The 14,788-nt window shown below is 72.2% G+C and carries 12 protein-coding genes and 1 pseudogene; 10 read left to right on the forward strand and 3 right to left on the reverse strand.

The features are described 5' to 3' along the window. The first annotated feature begins 72 nt into the window (after positions 1–72). The 3 genes from ACFPIJ_RS60775 (at position 73) to ACFPIJ_RS60785 (ending at position 3,676) form a co-directional block, all read left to right on the forward strand. Positions 73–1,341: an FAD-dependent oxidoreductase gene (locus ACFPIJ_RS60775; protein ID WP_380128685.1), complete on the forward strand. Its 1,269-nt coding sequence runs from the start codon at positions 73–75 to the stop codon at positions 1,339–1,341. A gap of 46 nt (positions 1,342–1,387) precedes the next feature. Then, positions 1,388–2,443 (forward strand): serine hydrolase domain-containing protein, encoded by a 1,056-nt coding sequence (locus ACFPIJ_RS60780; RefSeq protein ID WP_380128686.1) that lies wholly within the window; start codon positions 1,388–1,390, stop codon positions 2,441–2,443. 192 nt (positions 2,444–2,635) lie between these two features. After that, on the forward strand, positions 2,636–3,676 hold the full coding sequence (locus ACFPIJ_RS60785) for a lysylphosphatidylglycerol synthase transmembrane domain-containing protein (protein WP_380128687.1): 1,041 nt from the start codon (positions 2,636–2,638) through the stop codon (positions 3,674–3,676). Between the two features lie 66 nt (positions 3,677–3,742). Here ACFPIJ_RS60785 and ACFPIJ_RS60790 read toward each other — a convergent pair. Both ACFPIJ_RS60790 and ACFPIJ_RS60795 read right to left on the reverse strand, forming a co-directional pair. Then, positions 3,743–4,525: pseudogene (locus tag ACFPIJ_RS60790) on the reverse strand (phosphatase PAP2 family protein); the annotation flags it as partial. Then, complete coding sequence (locus ACFPIJ_RS60795; RefSeq protein ID WP_380128688.1) at positions 4,444–5,562, reverse strand: glycosyltransferase family 4 protein; 1,119 nt, start codon at positions 5,560–5,562, stop codon at positions 4,444–4,446. The gene ACFPIJ_RS60795 and the pseudogene ACFPIJ_RS60790, both read right to left, overlap by 82 nt. A gap of 59 nt (positions 5,563–5,621) precedes the next feature. Here ACFPIJ_RS60795 and ACFPIJ_RS60800 point away from each other — a divergent pair, with 59 nt between their 5' ends. The 3 genes from ACFPIJ_RS60800 (at position 5,622) to ACFPIJ_RS60810 (ending at position 9,470) form a co-directional block, all read left to right on the forward strand. After that, positions 5,622–6,431, forward strand: a complete 810-nt coding sequence (locus tag ACFPIJ_RS60800) for a PIG-L deacetylase family protein (RefSeq protein WP_380128689.1) — start codon at positions 5,622–5,624, stop codon at positions 6,429–6,431. Positions 6,432–6,641: 210 nt separating this feature from the next. Beyond that, positions 6,642–7,694 carry a GGDEF domain-containing protein gene (locus ACFPIJ_RS60805; RefSeq protein ID WP_380128690.1) on the forward strand — a complete coding sequence of 351 codons (1,053 nt, stop codon included), beginning with the start codon at positions 6,642–6,644 and terminating at the stop codon, positions 7,692–7,694. Positions 7,695–7,880: 186 nt separating this feature from the next. After that, entirely contained in the window at positions 7,881–9,470 is a 1,590-nt protein-coding gene (locus ACFPIJ_RS60810) for a beta-1,3-glucanase family protein (protein ID WP_380128691.1), read from the forward strand. An 85-nt stretch (positions 9,471–9,555) separates the two neighbouring features. On the opposite strand, the gene ACFPIJ_RS60815 is transcribed toward ACFPIJ_RS60810, so the two are convergent. Continuing rightward, the gene (locus ACFPIJ_RS60815; protein WP_380128692.1) at positions 9,556–10,956 is read right to left on the reverse strand and encodes a DUF1996 domain-containing protein; all 1,401 of its coding nucleotides are present in this window, start codon (positions 10,954–10,956) and stop codon (positions 9,556–9,558) included. A gap of 491 nt (positions 10,957–11,447) precedes the next feature. Between ACFPIJ_RS60815 and ACFPIJ_RS60820 the strand changes: the two genes are divergently transcribed. Genes ACFPIJ_RS60820 through ACFPIJ_RS60835 form a run of 4 tightly spaced genes read left to right on the forward strand, consistent with a single transcriptional unit; the run spans position 11,448 to position 14,788 of the window. Next, on the forward strand, positions 11,448–12,395 hold the full coding sequence (locus ACFPIJ_RS60820) for a phosphodiester glycosidase family protein (RefSeq protein WP_380128693.1): 948 nt from the start codon (positions 11,448–11,450) through the stop codon (positions 12,393–12,395). Further along, positions 12,392–13,450, forward strand: coding sequence for a glycosyltransferase (locus tag ACFPIJ_RS60825; RefSeq protein WP_380128695.1), 1,059 nt, complete (start codon positions 12,392–12,394; stop codon positions 13,448–13,450). Before ACFPIJ_RS60820 ends, ACFPIJ_RS60825 begins: the two co-directional genes overlap by 4 nt. Before the next feature lie 10 nt (positions 13,451–13,460). After that, positions 13,461–14,051: a DUF4956 domain-containing protein gene (locus ACFPIJ_RS60830; RefSeq protein ID WP_380128697.1), complete on the forward strand. Its 591-nt coding sequence runs from the start codon at positions 13,461–13,463 to the stop codon at positions 14,049–14,051. Continuing rightward, positions 14,048–14,788: a polyphosphate polymerase domain-containing protein gene (locus ACFPIJ_RS60835; RefSeq protein ID WP_380128698.1), complete on the forward strand. Its 741-nt coding sequence runs from the start codon at positions 14,048–14,050 to the stop codon at positions 14,786–14,788. Before ACFPIJ_RS60830 ends, ACFPIJ_RS60835 begins: the two co-directional genes overlap by 4 nt.

Consider the following 14,788-nt stretch of genomic DNA (forward strand, 5'->3'; position numbering starts at 1 on the left):
TGCCGATCGTACGGGACCCCTCGTAGGCTAAGTAATTAGAAAGTCAAGTAATCAGAATTTCTAGGAGAAGTCATGCGCGTGATCGTCATCGGCGGCGGCACCGGCGGTATGTGCCTCGCGCACGGCCTGCGCCGCGCGGGCATCGACGTCCAGGTCTTCGAGCGGCACCGGACCCGCACGGACGGCCTGCACGGCTACCGGGTCGGCATCGACCCGGACGGCAGCCGCGCGCTGAAGGCCTGCCTGCCGCCGGAGGTGTACGACCTGTTCCGGCGCACCTGTGCGGCCCCGCCGGAGACGTTTGCGTTCCTCGACGAGCGGCTGCGCCACACCCTGACCGTCCCGCTGCGGCCACCGGCCGACGACGTCAACGACGAGAAGTCGGTGAGCCGGATGACGCTGCGGCAGGTCCTGTACACCGGGATCGAGGTCCGGTTCGGCCGCGAGTTCACGCACTACGAGCAGCACGACGGCACCGTCACCGCGCACTTCGCCGACGGCTCCACCGCGACCGGCGACCTGCTCGTCGGCGCCGACGGCACGAACTCCCGGGTGCGCGCCCAGCTGCTGCCGCACGCCCGGGTCGAGGACTCCGGCGTCGTCGCGATCGGCGGGAAGGTGGCTCTCACCGCGCAGACCCGCGCCCTGCTGCCCGAGGGCGTGTTCCCGGGCATCGGGCTGATCCTCGCCCCGCACGGGCTGGCCTGCATCCTGCACGTGATGGAGTTCCCGTGGGGACCGGGCGGTGCGTCGCCGCTGCCGGACGACCCGACCCGCGACCACGTCAACTGGGGCATCTCCGCCCACCGGGACCGCTTTCCCGAGGGCGTCACCGGCTTCGCCGGGCCCCGGCTCGTCGAGCAGACCCTCGCCATGACCCCGCGGTGGGATCCGGGGCTGCGGCGGCTGTTCGCGGCCACCGACCCGGCCAGCTGCTTCCCGATCACCATCCGCACCTCGGTGCCGGTCCCGGCCTGGCCGGCCGGCAACGTCACGCTGCTGGGCGACGCGATCCACACCATGACCCCCGGCCAGGGCGTCGGTGCCAACACCGCGCTGCGCGACGCGCGCAACCTCGTGCGGGCGCTCACATCCGGCGAGGGTCCGCTGTCCGGCCGGATCGAGGGGTACGAGCGTCGGATGCGCGACTACGGCTTCGCCGCGGTGGCCGCCTCCAAGGCCCGCACGGGCGGCGACCAGCTGGTCCACCGGCCGGTGATCGGGCGGCTCGCCCTCGCTGGTCAGCGGGCGTTCCTGCGGGCCACCGACCGGGTGCCGGCGCTCAAACGAAAGTTCGAGGCATCGCTGTACACCACCCGCGGCGGCGATCGCGAGGACTGACGGAATTGCGCGGCGGGCCGCGAACCCCGCCGGTAGGGTGCGGCGCGTGACAGACATCGTGCGGGGCACCGTGGCACCCGGGTTCGAGGCGGTCAGTGCGACGTTCGAGCAGCTGTTCGTCGACGGGGCGGAGACAGGGGCTTCCGTCGCCGCGTACGCCGGTGGGGCCCTGGTGGTGGACCTGTGGGGCGGTTGGGCCGACGCCGCCCGGACCCGGCCGTGGCAGGCGGACACGCTGTCGACGGTGTTCTCCGCGGGCAAGCCGGTCGCCGCCATGGCGGTGCTGCGCCGGGTCGCGGACGGGCGGATCGAGCTCGACGCGCCGATCGCGGCGTACTGGAAGGCGTTCCCGCACCCGGCCGCCACGGTGCGGCACGCGCTGTCCCATGCGGCGGGCCTGCCGGCAGCGGTGGTCTCGGATATTTCCGAGGTGCTGGATGAGACGCGGTTCGCCGCGGCGATCGCGGCGACCCCCTTCGAGTGGGAGCCCGGCACGGCCGTCGGTGAGCACGCCCTCACCTACGGCACGATTCTCGGCCAGATCCTGCGCGGCGCCACCGGCGAGAGCGTCGGCGACGTCGTGCGCACCCTCGGCCTCGACGTCCACTTCGGGCTGTCCCCGGCCGATGCGGCGCGCTGCGCCGAGGTCGAGCACGCCACCCCCGACTGGCCCGAGCGGCAGCTGCGCGGCCACGGCGACCTGTGGGCCCGCGCGCTGGGCCCGGCTGCCCTGCTCGCCACCGACGTCGTCAACGGGCCGCTGTGGCGCGGCGGCGAGCTCCCCGCGGTCAACTGCCACGCGACCGCCCGCGGCCTCGCCGGCTTCTACGCCACCCTGCCCGACCTGCTGCCGCCGGCCGTGCTCGCCGAGGCGATCGGCCCGCAGGTGGTGGGGTTCGACCTGCTGCTGCAGGAGGACGCCACCTGGACGCTCGGCTGGCGGCGCGAGGATGCCTGGTTCGGCATGGGCGGCATCGGCGGCTCCTCGGCCGGCAGCGACGAGTCGTCCGGCTACAGCCTGGCGTACGTCACCCGCCGCCTCGGCGACCACGACCGCAGCAACGCCATGTACGACGCCCTCGAAGCGGCCCTTGCGTCGTAGCCGTCGCATCACCCTCTGTTCACCGCTTGGTCCCTGGTCGGCACACCGCCCGCCACCTGTAGAATTGGCGCCCGGATTGAGCGAGTTGCAGGATTTCGACTGATTGATATCGATATCCCCCCTGCGGCCCGCTCGCTTTCGCATGCATCCGGCGCGTCGGTCCGCCATGGACCCAGGAGCGGTAGGAGCGCAATGACTGTGAACGAGGCCGCGGTCGACGCGCCGCCTGACAGCGGCACGACCGAGTCGGTGTGGGGATCGTCGTTGCCCCGGGCACTGCTCGCGATCGCCGTGGCGGTCACCGTCGTCGTCCTCGCCGTGACGCACTGGTCGACGGTCAGCGCCGGTGCCGCCGGGCTGGCCCGGGCCAACAGCGCCTGGCTGGTCGTCGCCGCGCTCGGCACCGCCTCCATCTGGGTCGCCGGGACGATCACGCAGATCGGGTCGATGTCGCTGCGGCCCCCGGTCGGCAAGCTCCTCGCGGTGCAGGTCGCCGCGTCCTTCGCCAATCACGTCCTGCCGGCCGGTTCGGGCGGGATGGGGATCAACATCCGGTTCCTGCGCCGGCACGGCCTCGGCACGGGTGCCGCGGTCGGGTCGGTCGGGCTCAACACCCTCGTCGGCATGCTGACGCACACGCTGCTGCTGGTGGTGGCCGTCGCGGTCAGCCCGTCCCTGGCCCGCGGCATCCACGTGCCCGGCTCCTGGCGGGACGCGGCGTCGCGCGCGGCCGGGCCGATCGGCTGGGTGCTGCTGGGCCTGTGCGCCGCGCTGCTGGCCGGGGTGCTGGTTGCCTCGGTGCGGCCCGCGTGGCGGCACCGGCTCGCGGGCAGGGTCGCCGCCGTGGGCCGGCGGGTGACGGAGGACCTGCGGGGCCTGTGGGGTGTGCTGCGCGACCCGTACCGGGCGGCGGCGCTGTGGCTCGGGTCGCTGTCCACGCCGCTGCTGCACTCGGTCATCCTCTACGCGGTGCTGCGCAGCCTCGGCGTCGCGGTGACGGTCGGCACGGCCGTCGTGGTCTACCTGGTCGTGTCGACCCTGTCGGCGTTCGTGCCGTCACCCGGTGGCATCGGCGCGCTGGACGTCGCCATGCTGGCCGGGCTCGCCGCGATCGGCGTCACCTCCGCGGTGGCGCTCGGTGCGGTGGTGGGGTATCGGCTGATCACCGTGTGGCTGCCGCTGCTGCCCAGCGCGTTCGTCCTCGCGGTGCTCCTGCGCCGCCGCATCATTTAGGGCCGCCCACCGCCACGGCGGGGTGGTCAGGCGGGCCGGCAACGGCGGCAGCGCCGGGGCCAGCGCGACCGCGGCGAGCCCGACGACGACCCCGGCGACGACGTCGAGGACCCAGTGGTTCGCCGTGACGACCACGACGATCCCGGTGGTGGTGGGGTACAGGTAGCACAGCGCCCGCCCGCGCCGGCCGGCCAGCAGCGCCGCCGCGACGCACGCCGTCCACACGGCCCAGGCCAGGTGCAGCGACGGCATCGCCGCGTACTGGTCGGCGGGCACCTGGCCGCCGTGGTCCAGGCTGAACCCCGCGGCCGCGATCGTGTCGACGTAGCCGCCGCCCGGCATCAGCCTCGGCGGCATCACCGGCAGCAGGTAGAAGACGGTCATCCCGGTCACATTGGTGATGACCAGGGCGTTGCGCATCGGCCGGTACAGCTGCGGCCCGGCGATGTAGCACCAGACCAGCACGGCCAGGGACACCCCGATGTGGGCGAACTGATACCAGTACACCGCGGCCAGGGCGAGCGGGGGATGGTCGGTCAGCCACCGGTTGGCGGCCAGCTCCCAGTCCAGGTGCAGCAGCCGCTCGATGGACAGCACCTCGGCGCCGTGCCGGTGGGCGGGCGCCTCCCGCACCGCGGCGAGGGAGCGGATCAGGTCGTACACCTTGACCAGCAGCACCACGATCAGCAGTTCGCCGAGGATGTTGGGGCGCCGGCGGCGGGTGGGTGGGGTGGTCGTGACTGGGCGGTCCGTGACGGGGCGCAGGGTCACGCTCCGGCGCCGATCGGTGCACGGTGCGCCGCGGCGAGCTCGTAGAGCCCGGCGGTCCTGGCGAGGACGTCCGGCCACGCCACCGGCGGCGACGTCGCCAGGTTGTGCGCGGCGATCCGCCCGCGCAGCGCCGGATCCATGGCGAGTGCGGCGATCGCGTCGGCCATCGCGGCGTCGCTGTCGACCAAAACACCCTCCCTGCCGTCGGCGATGAGCTGGCCGATCCCGCCCTCGGCCCGCGCGACCACCGGAAGCCCGGCGCACCGTGCCTCCAGCGCGGCGATCCCGAAGGACTCCAGGATCGCCGGCGCGACGAACAGGTCACTCTGCGCGAACAGGGACCTGATCTGCGGTCGGGACAGCCTACCCGGCAGGCTCACCCATCCGGTCATCCCGTGCCGGCGCAGGTAGCGCTCCATCGCCGGGCGCCGGGGGCCCTCACCGGCGATGACCACCCGCAGGCCGGCCGCCGCCGGCAGGGTCGCGCGGGCCTGGCGCAGCAGCCGCAGCAGCTGCATCGGACGTTTCCGGGCGGCGAGGCGCATCACCGCGGCGACCAGCACGCCGGACGGGTCCGCCGGGTGCGGGTCGACCCGCCAGCGGTCGGTGTCGATCCCGTTCGGCAGCACGTGCACCTCCATCGGCCAGACGAGGCGCTGCAGGGGTGCCGCCGCGACGTCGCTGACCGCGGTCCACACCGCCGGCCAGCGGGTCCAGCCGGAGGCGGTGTCCAGCGCCCGGAACGCGTGCTCCAGGTGCGACAGCAGGGAGTGGATCGTCACCACCGTCGGGACCCGGTCGGCGAGGGCCGCGGCGGCGAAGGCGAGCGGCGAGGCCGGCCCGGCGTGCACGTGCAGCACGTCGTACCGCCCGTTCAGCAGCAGCTCACGGCCGGCCCGCAGCACGCCGGGGCGCACCTCGGCGGGCAGCAGCCACAGCCGCTCGGAGAGCCGGTGCACCCGCAACTCGCCGTCGTCGGCGGGACCGCCGGGGGTGGTGGTGATGATCTCGACCTCGTGGCCGGCCGCCTGCTGCCGGACGGCCAGGTCGTGCACCTGCATCTCGATGCCGCCGAGGCGGGGGAGGAAGAAGTCGGTGACGTGCGCGATTCTCATGAACAGGGGCTCCGAAGCGGTGGCGGCCGGCGCCCGGGGGAAGGTGGGAGCATTGGCCGGTGCCGTACACGATGGTGTCGTTTCATGCTCATCCGGACGACGAGGCGTTGCTGACCGCCGGGACTCTCGCCCGTGCGGCCGCCGAGGGGCACCGCGTCGTCCTGGTCGTGGCCACCGCCGGTGGGGCGGGGCTGGCGTCCTCCGAGGTCCTGGCCGAGGGGCCCCTCGCGCGGCGCCGGCTGGCCGAGCTGCACCGCTCCGCGGAGGCGCTCGGGTGCGCCCGGGTCGAGTGCCTCGGCTACGGGGACTCCGGGATGGCGGATGCCCCGTCCGGCGCCGCGGACGCGTTTGCCGGCACCGACCCGGAGGAAGCGGCGCGGCGGCTCGCCGAGCTGCTGCGGCAGGAGCAGGCCGACGTGCTCACGATCTACGACCCGGCCGGCGGCTACGGGCACCCCGACCACGTGCGGGTGCACCAGGTGGGCACCCGGGCCGCGGAGCTGGCCGGGACCGCGGTGGTGCTGGAGGCGACCGTCGACCGGCGGCTGCTGCAGCGGGTCCTGCGGGCCGTGCACTGGCTGCCGGGCGTGCCGGCGGACTTCCACCCGGCCCGGTTCGCCGGTGCGTTCGCCGCGCCGGAGCGGCTCACCCACCGGGTCGACGTGCGGGCCTACGCCGGGGCCAAGCGGGCCGCGATGGCCGCGCACGCCAGCCAGGCCGGGGCCGACACGGGCCGGCGCACCCTCGCGGTCCTGCTGAAACTGCCGCGGCCGCTGTTCCGGGTGCTGATGGGGCGCGAGTGGTTCGTCCAGCACGGCCGCGCTCCGGGCCGTCCCCTGATCGACGACGTCTTCGCCGGACTGCCGTAAGCCGTCTCCCCGAGCAGGCAATGCGCCCCCGATCGTCGATCATGCCGGTGCGGCCCACCTGGATCGTTGCGCCGGCAACCAATCTTGCGCGAACCGTCGGGGAATTGTAGGTGGTCCTTTTCCTGCGTAGGGGGGAGGCACACCCGCGGTTCTGCTCAGGTACGCCTGCTGTGTGCCGATTGCAGCAGGGTGGCGTCGCTGCGACGGTCGATGATCCTCGCCCGGGACCGGGTGGCCGCGACGCGTGCCGTCGCGTACTTCCTCATGGCCGGCGGCGCGGTCGTCGGCACCTGCGCCCTGCTCGTGCCCGGGTTCGCCGGCGGCACCACCGGGGGTGTGTTCGCCACCGTCGTGACCGGCGGCGCGTCGGTCCTCGCCGGCGCGTGCTGCCGGGTCATGCCGGAGCGGGTGCCCGAGCCGTTCTGGGTCGGCGTGCCGGTGCTCGGCGTGGTGATCATCGGCGGGTTGAACCTCGCCACGGAGGATGTGAGCGTCAGCGCACACCTCTACTATCTGTGGCCGTTGCTGTACGCGGCGACGTTTCTGCGGCGGGACGTCGCCTACTGGCTGCTCGCCGCCGCCAGCGCGACCGACGCCGCGGTGACGTTCACGCTGCAGCCGGTCAGCGTCGGGGTGACCGACGTCGCAGCCCTGATCACCGCGTACTGCGTGCTGACCGTCGTGGTCAGCACGCTGCGCGGGCGGGCCGAGGCGCTGGTCGCGGCGCTGGAGCTGCAGGCCTTGAGCGACCCGCTCACCGGCCTGCCCAACCGGCGCGCGTTCGACCGGGACCTCGCCGACGCGCTGGCGGCCGGGCGGCGCACGGCCGCCGAGCGCTGCCTGCTCATCATCGACGTCGACCACTTCAAGACGATCAACGACACCTGGGGCCACGCGGCCGGTGACCGGGTCCTGGTGCAGGTCGCGGCCGCGCTGCGGTCCGCCGCGGGCGATGCCGGCAGCGCCACCGTCGCCCGCCTCGGTGGGGACGAGTTCGCGGTGGTGGTGGCGGGTGACGCCGCGGCCGCGCGGCGCATCGCCGCGGTGGTGCGGGCCTCGGTCGCCCGGATGACGGATCTGCCCGACGGGCTGCCGACCCTCAGCATCGGCCTGGCGTCCACCCGCTCGGTGGCCGTGGAGCCCGAGGCGCTGCTGGCCGCCGCCGACCGGGCCCTGTACGACGCGAAGGTCCGCGGCCGGGACCGTGTCTCGGTGATGGAGACCGCGCCGCGGCGGCGGCCCCGGACCGTGCCGCAGCCGTAACAGGTAGTCGTCCGGCCTATTCGCACCCTATTGACATGCTCCGATCTCGCCTCGATGCTGTGAGAGCGCTCTCACTAAAGATTCTTCACAGTTGAGTGCACCGGCGGATCACACCAACGTCGGCGACAGCCGGTCCGGCCGCCACCGGAGGCAATCCCGGCTGTCCTGCGGAACCGAGGAGCCATCTTGCGCACCTTGACCAGGCTGCTACGCGCGGCCGCGACCCTCGTCCTGGCAGTCCCGATCGCCCTCGCGGCGGGCACCGCCGCCCACGCCATCGGGCCGAGCCTGCTGCCCCTGACCGTCACCAACTCGACCGGCCGCGGCGACGCCGTGTACCTCTACGTGCTCGGCGTCAACCTGAGCACCGGCCGGCTCGGCTACGTCAACGCCGCCGGCACCTTCAACAACTGGCCGGCCGGCGGGCTGCCGCCCACCCCGGCGCCGGACGTGTCGATCGCCGGCCCCGGCAACGGCGGCACGAAGACCATCCAGATCCCGCGCGGGCTGTCCGGCCGGGTCTACTTCTCCCTCGGCCAGCGGCTCAACTTCTTCCTCACCCCGGACGGCCTGGTCCAGCCCGCGCCGTGGGCCGGCGGTGACTCCAACCGCGACATCCTGTTCGACTGGAGCGAGTTCACCTACAACGACGCCGGGCTGTGGCTCAACAGCTCCCAGGTCGACATGTTCGCGGTGCCGCACGCGGTGACCGTCACGGGTGCCACGGGCGCGACGAAGCGCACCGGCGACCTCGTCTCCGGCGGCCGCGACGCGGTCATCAACGGCATCCGCAACCAGGCCGGCTGGGGCGGCTCGATCTACACCCGCGGCGACGGCACCGTGCTGCGTGTCCTCGCACCCGGCAAGGCGGCCGAGGCGGGCGGGCTCAGCAGCACGTACCTCGACTCGTACATCAACTCGGCCTGGGGCGCCTACGCGTCCAAGACGCTGACCGTGGTGCCCTTCGGCGACCAGCCGAACACCAGGTACTTCGGGCGCACCTCCGGCACGACGATGAACTTCACCAACTCCGCCGGCCAGCAGGTCGCGTCGTTCCAGCGGCCGACCAGCGCCGACGTGTGGGGCTGCGCCGGCCGCCTCGCCGCGCCGAACGACCTGGTCGTCGGGCCCATCTCGCGCACCCTGTGCGCCGCCCTCAACCGCGGCACGCTGGGCACCATCGACACCCAGCCGAGCACCAACGCGGCGGACTTCTACAAGAACAACCCGACCAACCAGTACGCCAAGATCATTCACGCGAACATGGTCGACGGCAAGGCGTACGCCTTCCCCTTCGACGACGTGGGCGCGTTCGAGTCCCTGGTGCACGACGGCGACCCCCGTGCCGCCGGCATCGTGCTCACCTCGTTCACCGGCGGCGGCAACCCGCAGCCGACCGGCAACCGCATCATCAGCAACATGAACTCCAAGTGCGTCGACGTGCCGTCGTCGAACTTCACCGACGGCAACCAGCTGCAGATGTGGAACTGCAACGGCACCGGCGCGCAGAACTGGACGTTCAGCGGCGACACGATCCAGGCCGGCGGCAAGTGCATGGACGTCGCGGCCGGCTCCCTGGCCAACGACGCGAAGATCCAGATCTGGACGTGCAACGGCTCCGGCGCCCAGCGCTTCACGCTCAACGGCGCCGGCGACATCGTGAACCTGCAGTCCGGCAAGTGCCTGGACATCCAGTCCTTCAACGCCAACGACGGGGCCAAGCTCATCCAGTGGACCTGCACCGGTAGCTCCAACCAGAAGTGGCACCGCGGCTGATCCTCTTTGAGGGAACGTGGTCCTGGCCCGCCAGCCAGGACCACGTCATCCATCGTGGAACGTTCGTGTCACTGTTCGTGCTTCGTCAGAACGTGCCGGCGGTGTTGCACTTGGCCTTCTGGACGATGCAGTCCTTCACCCGCTGGCCGAGGGCCACGTTGTCCCAGGCGAAGAAGTTGTCGCCGTGCATCGACGACGCCAGGCCCGACGCGAGGGTGTAGCCGGCCGCGCTGCCGTGCGTGTCGTAGTCGATGACGAAGGACACGTTCGGGATCGCGACCGGGAACGCCCCGCCGCACTGCCCGTTGACCAGGTTGGTCGACACGTGCGACTTGTGGTCGGGGCTGTCCAGGTTCACCCCGTCCCAGCAGTCCTGGAAGACGAGCTGGAACGTGAGGTTGGCGGTCTGCGCGCAGATCGGCCAGTTACCGTCCGCGCTGCGGCCGATCTCGCCGCCGGGGCCCGCGCACCAGAACTGGCCGGGTGCGCCGGACGGGGTCGCGACCTGCCGCTTGGCGTCACCGGCGATCATCCGGAAGCCCTGCGGGAACGGCACCGTCTTGGTCGGGTCCTGCAGGCGCGAGCCGTAGTACACGGTCACGCCGCGGGGCTCGATCGCCACGCCGTTCTGGTAGAGCGTCGGAATCCAGTAGGCGGAGTGGTCCAGCGCCGGGCCGCAGCTCGACGACGTGTTGGCCAGGAGCGACTCGGTCGTGGTGTTGGCGTTGGTGCTGCGGTTGCCCAGGAAGCTGTGCATGTGCGACGCGCCGGGCAGCCCGGGGAAGACGATCGGGTCGTCCTTGAACGAGTGGCTGTAGGTGCACGCCGCGTTGAACTCCGAGACGCGAACGGCGTTGGCGGGCGCCGGGTGCATGGGCAGCGCGTTGAACTGCGCGAGCTGCGCGGCCCACTTCGCCTGGTCCATCTTCACCCAGCCGGTGCCGGACGGCGCGCTGGTCGTCGGGGTCGGCTGGACCCCGCCGGTGCCGAACACCTGGAACTCCCACAACGACGCCCCGTACTGCGTGGCGCGCGCGGTGGTGTTCAGCCGCACGTACCGGCCGGAACCCGTCACGTTCAGCGTCTGCACGCCACCCGTGCCGTTGACGGTGGTGTTGATCGTCGTCCACGAGGTGCCGTCGGCCGACGTCTGGATGGTGAAGTTCTTGGCGTACGCGGCCTCCCAGTTGAGCACGACCTTGGTGATCGTGGCGGTCGAGCCCAGGTCGACCTGCAGCCACTGCGGGTCGCTGAACGCGCTCGACCAGCGGGTGCCGGCGTTGCCGTCGACGGCGTTGGAGGCTGGGGTGCCCCCGTTCTCGGTCGACGACGCCGTGGCCGGCTTGCCCTGTGAGAGCGGGGTCTCGGCGGCGTCGGCGGACTGCAGGGCCTGAGCGGTGAGGAACGTGCCGAGCAACGCGGTGAGCGCGGCACCGAGCACCAGGGTGCGCAGCCGCATTCTGCCCGCGAGGGCGTAGCGGGACATGAGGGTCCTCCGGTTCTGCGGGAACGGTCGGGGGCGGGGTCCGACCGGCACCGAACCCGTGGCAGCGGGCCGGTGATCTTGCCAGAGAGCGCTCTCTGTCGTCTCACACTGAACCCCTCACTCGACCGATGTCAATGGATCCGGACAAATGGGAGAGCGCTCTCCAAGAATCCGTTTTCCCGCAGGCCGCACACCTGCCAGCGATCACATGCCGCAATCGGCCCCATCGATCCCTCAGGCGGGGGAGCGCTCTCTGGGAGGAGCGCTTTCCTGCCGCCAGGTGGGTCAGGCGGCCAGGGCCGGGGGCGAGGGCAAGCGCGTCGGCCAGCTCGCGGGCGAAGCGCATGCGGGGCGCCGCGGTCTCGGGGCGCTCGCCGTATTCCAGCTGGAACGGGTCCCAACTGGTTGCGGGCCGGCCGGACGGGCGACAGCACAGCTGGGTCACAGGCGGTTCGCAAGGGCGGCACGGGTTCGGTGCGTACCCAGGTGACATGAACGCATCGAACAGGAGCAGCCGGGTGCGCCGGGCCGTCGTCGGTGGCATCACGGCGCTGGTGCTGGCGGCGGGCGGTGGCACCGCGTGGGCCCTCGACCGGTACGTCGTGGATCACGTGCAGATCGCCGACGTCGACGCGTACGAGGCCGCGCACGCCGGCAGCGCCGAGGACCGCAGCGACGCCGAGACGACCGTCACCGGCACCACGTACGAGTCGGACGACGCGACCGTCACGATCTCCAAGCATGTCACCGGCACTGGCAGTGCCACCGTCACGTACTTCGTCGCCGACGTGGTGCTCACCGACGCGACGCGGCTGCGGTCGGCGTTCGCGGACAACCGGTTCGGCACGAACATCGTGGAGAACACGTCGCAGATCGCCGCGGACAACGGCGCCGTGTTCGCGATCAACGGCGACTACTACGGGTTCCGGGACACCGGGATCGTGATCCGCAACGGCGTGGTGTACCGCGACAAGGGCGCCCGCCAGGGCCTCGCGTTCTACCGGGACGGCACGGTGAAGGTGTACGACGAGACCGCCACCACCGCACAGGAACTGCTCGACGCCGGGGTGTGGAACACGCTGTCGTTCGGGCCGGCGGTGCTGCAGGACGGGCAGGTCGTCGCCGGCATCGAGAACGTCGAGGTCGACACGAACTTCGGCAACCACTCGATCCAGGGGGACCAGCCGCGCACGGCGGTCGGGGTGGTCGACGCCAACCATCTCGTGTTCGTCGTCGTCGACGGGCGCAGCAGCGGCTACAGCGCGGGCGTCACCATGACCGAGCTCGCGACGCTGATGCAAGGGCTGGGCGCGACGACGGCGTACAACCTCGACGGCGGCGGCTCCTCGACGATGGTGTTCAACGGTGCGCTGGTCAACAACCCCCTCGGCAAGGGCGCCGAGCGGGGCACCTCCGACATCCTCTACATCGAACGATGATCGTGCTGATTCCGGCGTACGAGCCGGACCAGCGCCTCGTCGACCTGGTGGACGGCCTGCGCGGCGCGGGGCAGGCCGTCGTGGTGGTCGACGACGGCAGCGGACCCGCCTACGCGCCGGTGTTCCAGGCGGTGCGCGACCTGGGCGGGACGGTGCTCACGCATCCGGTGAACCGGGGCAAGGGCGCGGCGTTGAAGACGGGGTTCCGATCCACCCGCGAGGACGTGGTCTGCGCCGACGCCGACGGCCAGCATCGGGTCGAGGACATCCTGCGGGTCGCGGACCACGTGCGGCGCACCGGCCGGACGACGCTCGGCGTGCGGCGGTTCACCGGGCCCGTCCCGTTGCGCAGCAGCGCCGGCAACGCGCTGACCCGGGTCGTCTTCGCGGCGGTCACCGGCAGCCGGATCCAGGACACGCAGACGGGGTTGCGGGGGTACCCGGCGAGCGAGCTCGCCTGGTTGCTGGACGTGCCGGGGGACCGGTTCGAGTACGAGATGCGCGCCCTGCTGCTCGCGACCCGCCACGGACATTCGATCGACCAGGTGCCGATCGCGACCGTGTACCTGGAACACAACGCGTCGTCGCACTTCCGTCCCCTGATCGACTCGGCCCGCGTGTACGCGCCGCTGCTGCGCTTCTCCGCCTCGTCGATGCTGGCCGGGGCCGTGGACGCGGTGGCCCTGTTCGCGGTGTACGCGGCGACCGGTGCACTGCTGCCGTCGGTGCTCGCCGCTCGGGCGGTCAGTTCAACGACGAACTTCGCGGTCAACCGGCACCTGGTGTTCAAGGAACGAACGGCAACCCTTGCGACGTCGGCGCGGCGGTACTGGGCCCTGGTCGTCACCTTGGCCCTGGTCAACTACCTCGTGCTCGCGGGGCTGACCGCAGCGGGTCTACCGCTGCTGCCCGCCAAGCTGGCGACCGACGCCGTGCTGTTCGCGGTGAGCTACCTCACCCAGCACCGGTTCGTGTTCGGCAGTCCTGGCACAGCGCCCTCACAGGTGGCGTACAGCCCGGCCCGGCTTGATGAACGGGTAACGAACTCCAGCTGAAGGATCTCCTGTGGACGAGTTGATGATCATCGGTGTCGACCTGGTCGCCATCGCCGTTTTGACCTTCGGGGTGTACTTCCCCCGCCACCACCGGCGGGACCTGGTCGTCGCGTTCCTCGGGGTGAACCTGGGCGTGCTCGCCACCTCGATGGTGCTCGGCTCCTCCTCCGTCGGGGCGGGTCTCGGCCTCGGCCTGTTCGGCGTGCTGTCGATCATCCGGCTGCGGTCCAACGAGATCGCCCAGCACGAGATCGCGTACTACTTCGCGGCGCTCGCGCTCGGCCTGCTCAGCGGGCTCAGCCCCACCGTCGGCTGGCTGACCGTCGGGCTGATGGCGCTCGTCACCGGCGGGCTCTTCGTCGCCGACCACCCGCGGCTGTTCGGCCGGTACCGGCAGCAGACCATGCAGCTGGACGCCGCGCACACGGACGAGGCGGCGCTGCGGGCGCACCTGGAGACGCGGCTCGGCGGCAAGGTGGTCAACCTGAGCATCCGCCACGTCGACCTGGTCAACGACACGACGCTGGTCGAGGTCCGCTACGTGCTCGGCACCGGCCTCCGGGCACCCCTGGGACCGAGCATCGAGCGGGTCCCGGTATGACGGCCGGGCTCGAACCCATCGGCCTCGACGAACTCGTGGCGCAGGCCGCACTGCTGACCCGGGTCGACCGCAAGTACCTCCTGCCCGCCGACCGGCTCCCACGGGTGCTGCACGGGCTGGCCGGCGCCGCCCGGGTCCTCGACATCGACGGCCGTCGCCGGTTCGGCTACCGGTCCGACTACTTCGACACGCCCGGCCTGGACAGCTACCTCGCCGCCGCGCACCGCCGGCGCCGCCGGTGCAAGGTGCGGGTCCGCACCTACCTGGACACCGGCGGTCGCTACGTCGAGGTGAAGACCCGCGGCCCGCGCGGCACCACCGTGAAGGAGCGCGTCCAGTACCGCGGCGGCATCGATCACCTCAGTGCCGGCGCGCTGGACAGCATCCACGTCCCGTGGGACCCGGAACTGCTCCGGCCGGTGCTGATCACCCGGTACGAGCGCACGACCCTCTACCTGCCCGCCAGCGGTGGCCGCGTCACGGTCGACGCCGCGCTGTCCTGGCACCTCGACGACGGCACCACGCTGCGGGTGCCGGACCGGGTGATCGTCGAGACCAAGGCCGCGGGCGGTGCCTGCGAGGCCGACCGGCTGCTGTGGTCCCTCGGCCACCGGCCCTGCTCCGTGTCGAAGTACGGCACCGGTCTCGCCGCGCTGCGGCCGGACCTCCCCGCGAACCGCTGGCGGTCGACGCTGCGCCGGCACTTCCCGTCCGCCCCCTCCAACAGGGAGTTCTGA

Origin of the sequence: Dactylosporangium cerinum (assembly GCF_042653625.1) — a bacterium.
GTDB lineage: Bacteria > Actinomycetota > Actinomycetes > Mycobacteriales > Micromonosporaceae > Dactylosporangium > Dactylosporangium cerinum.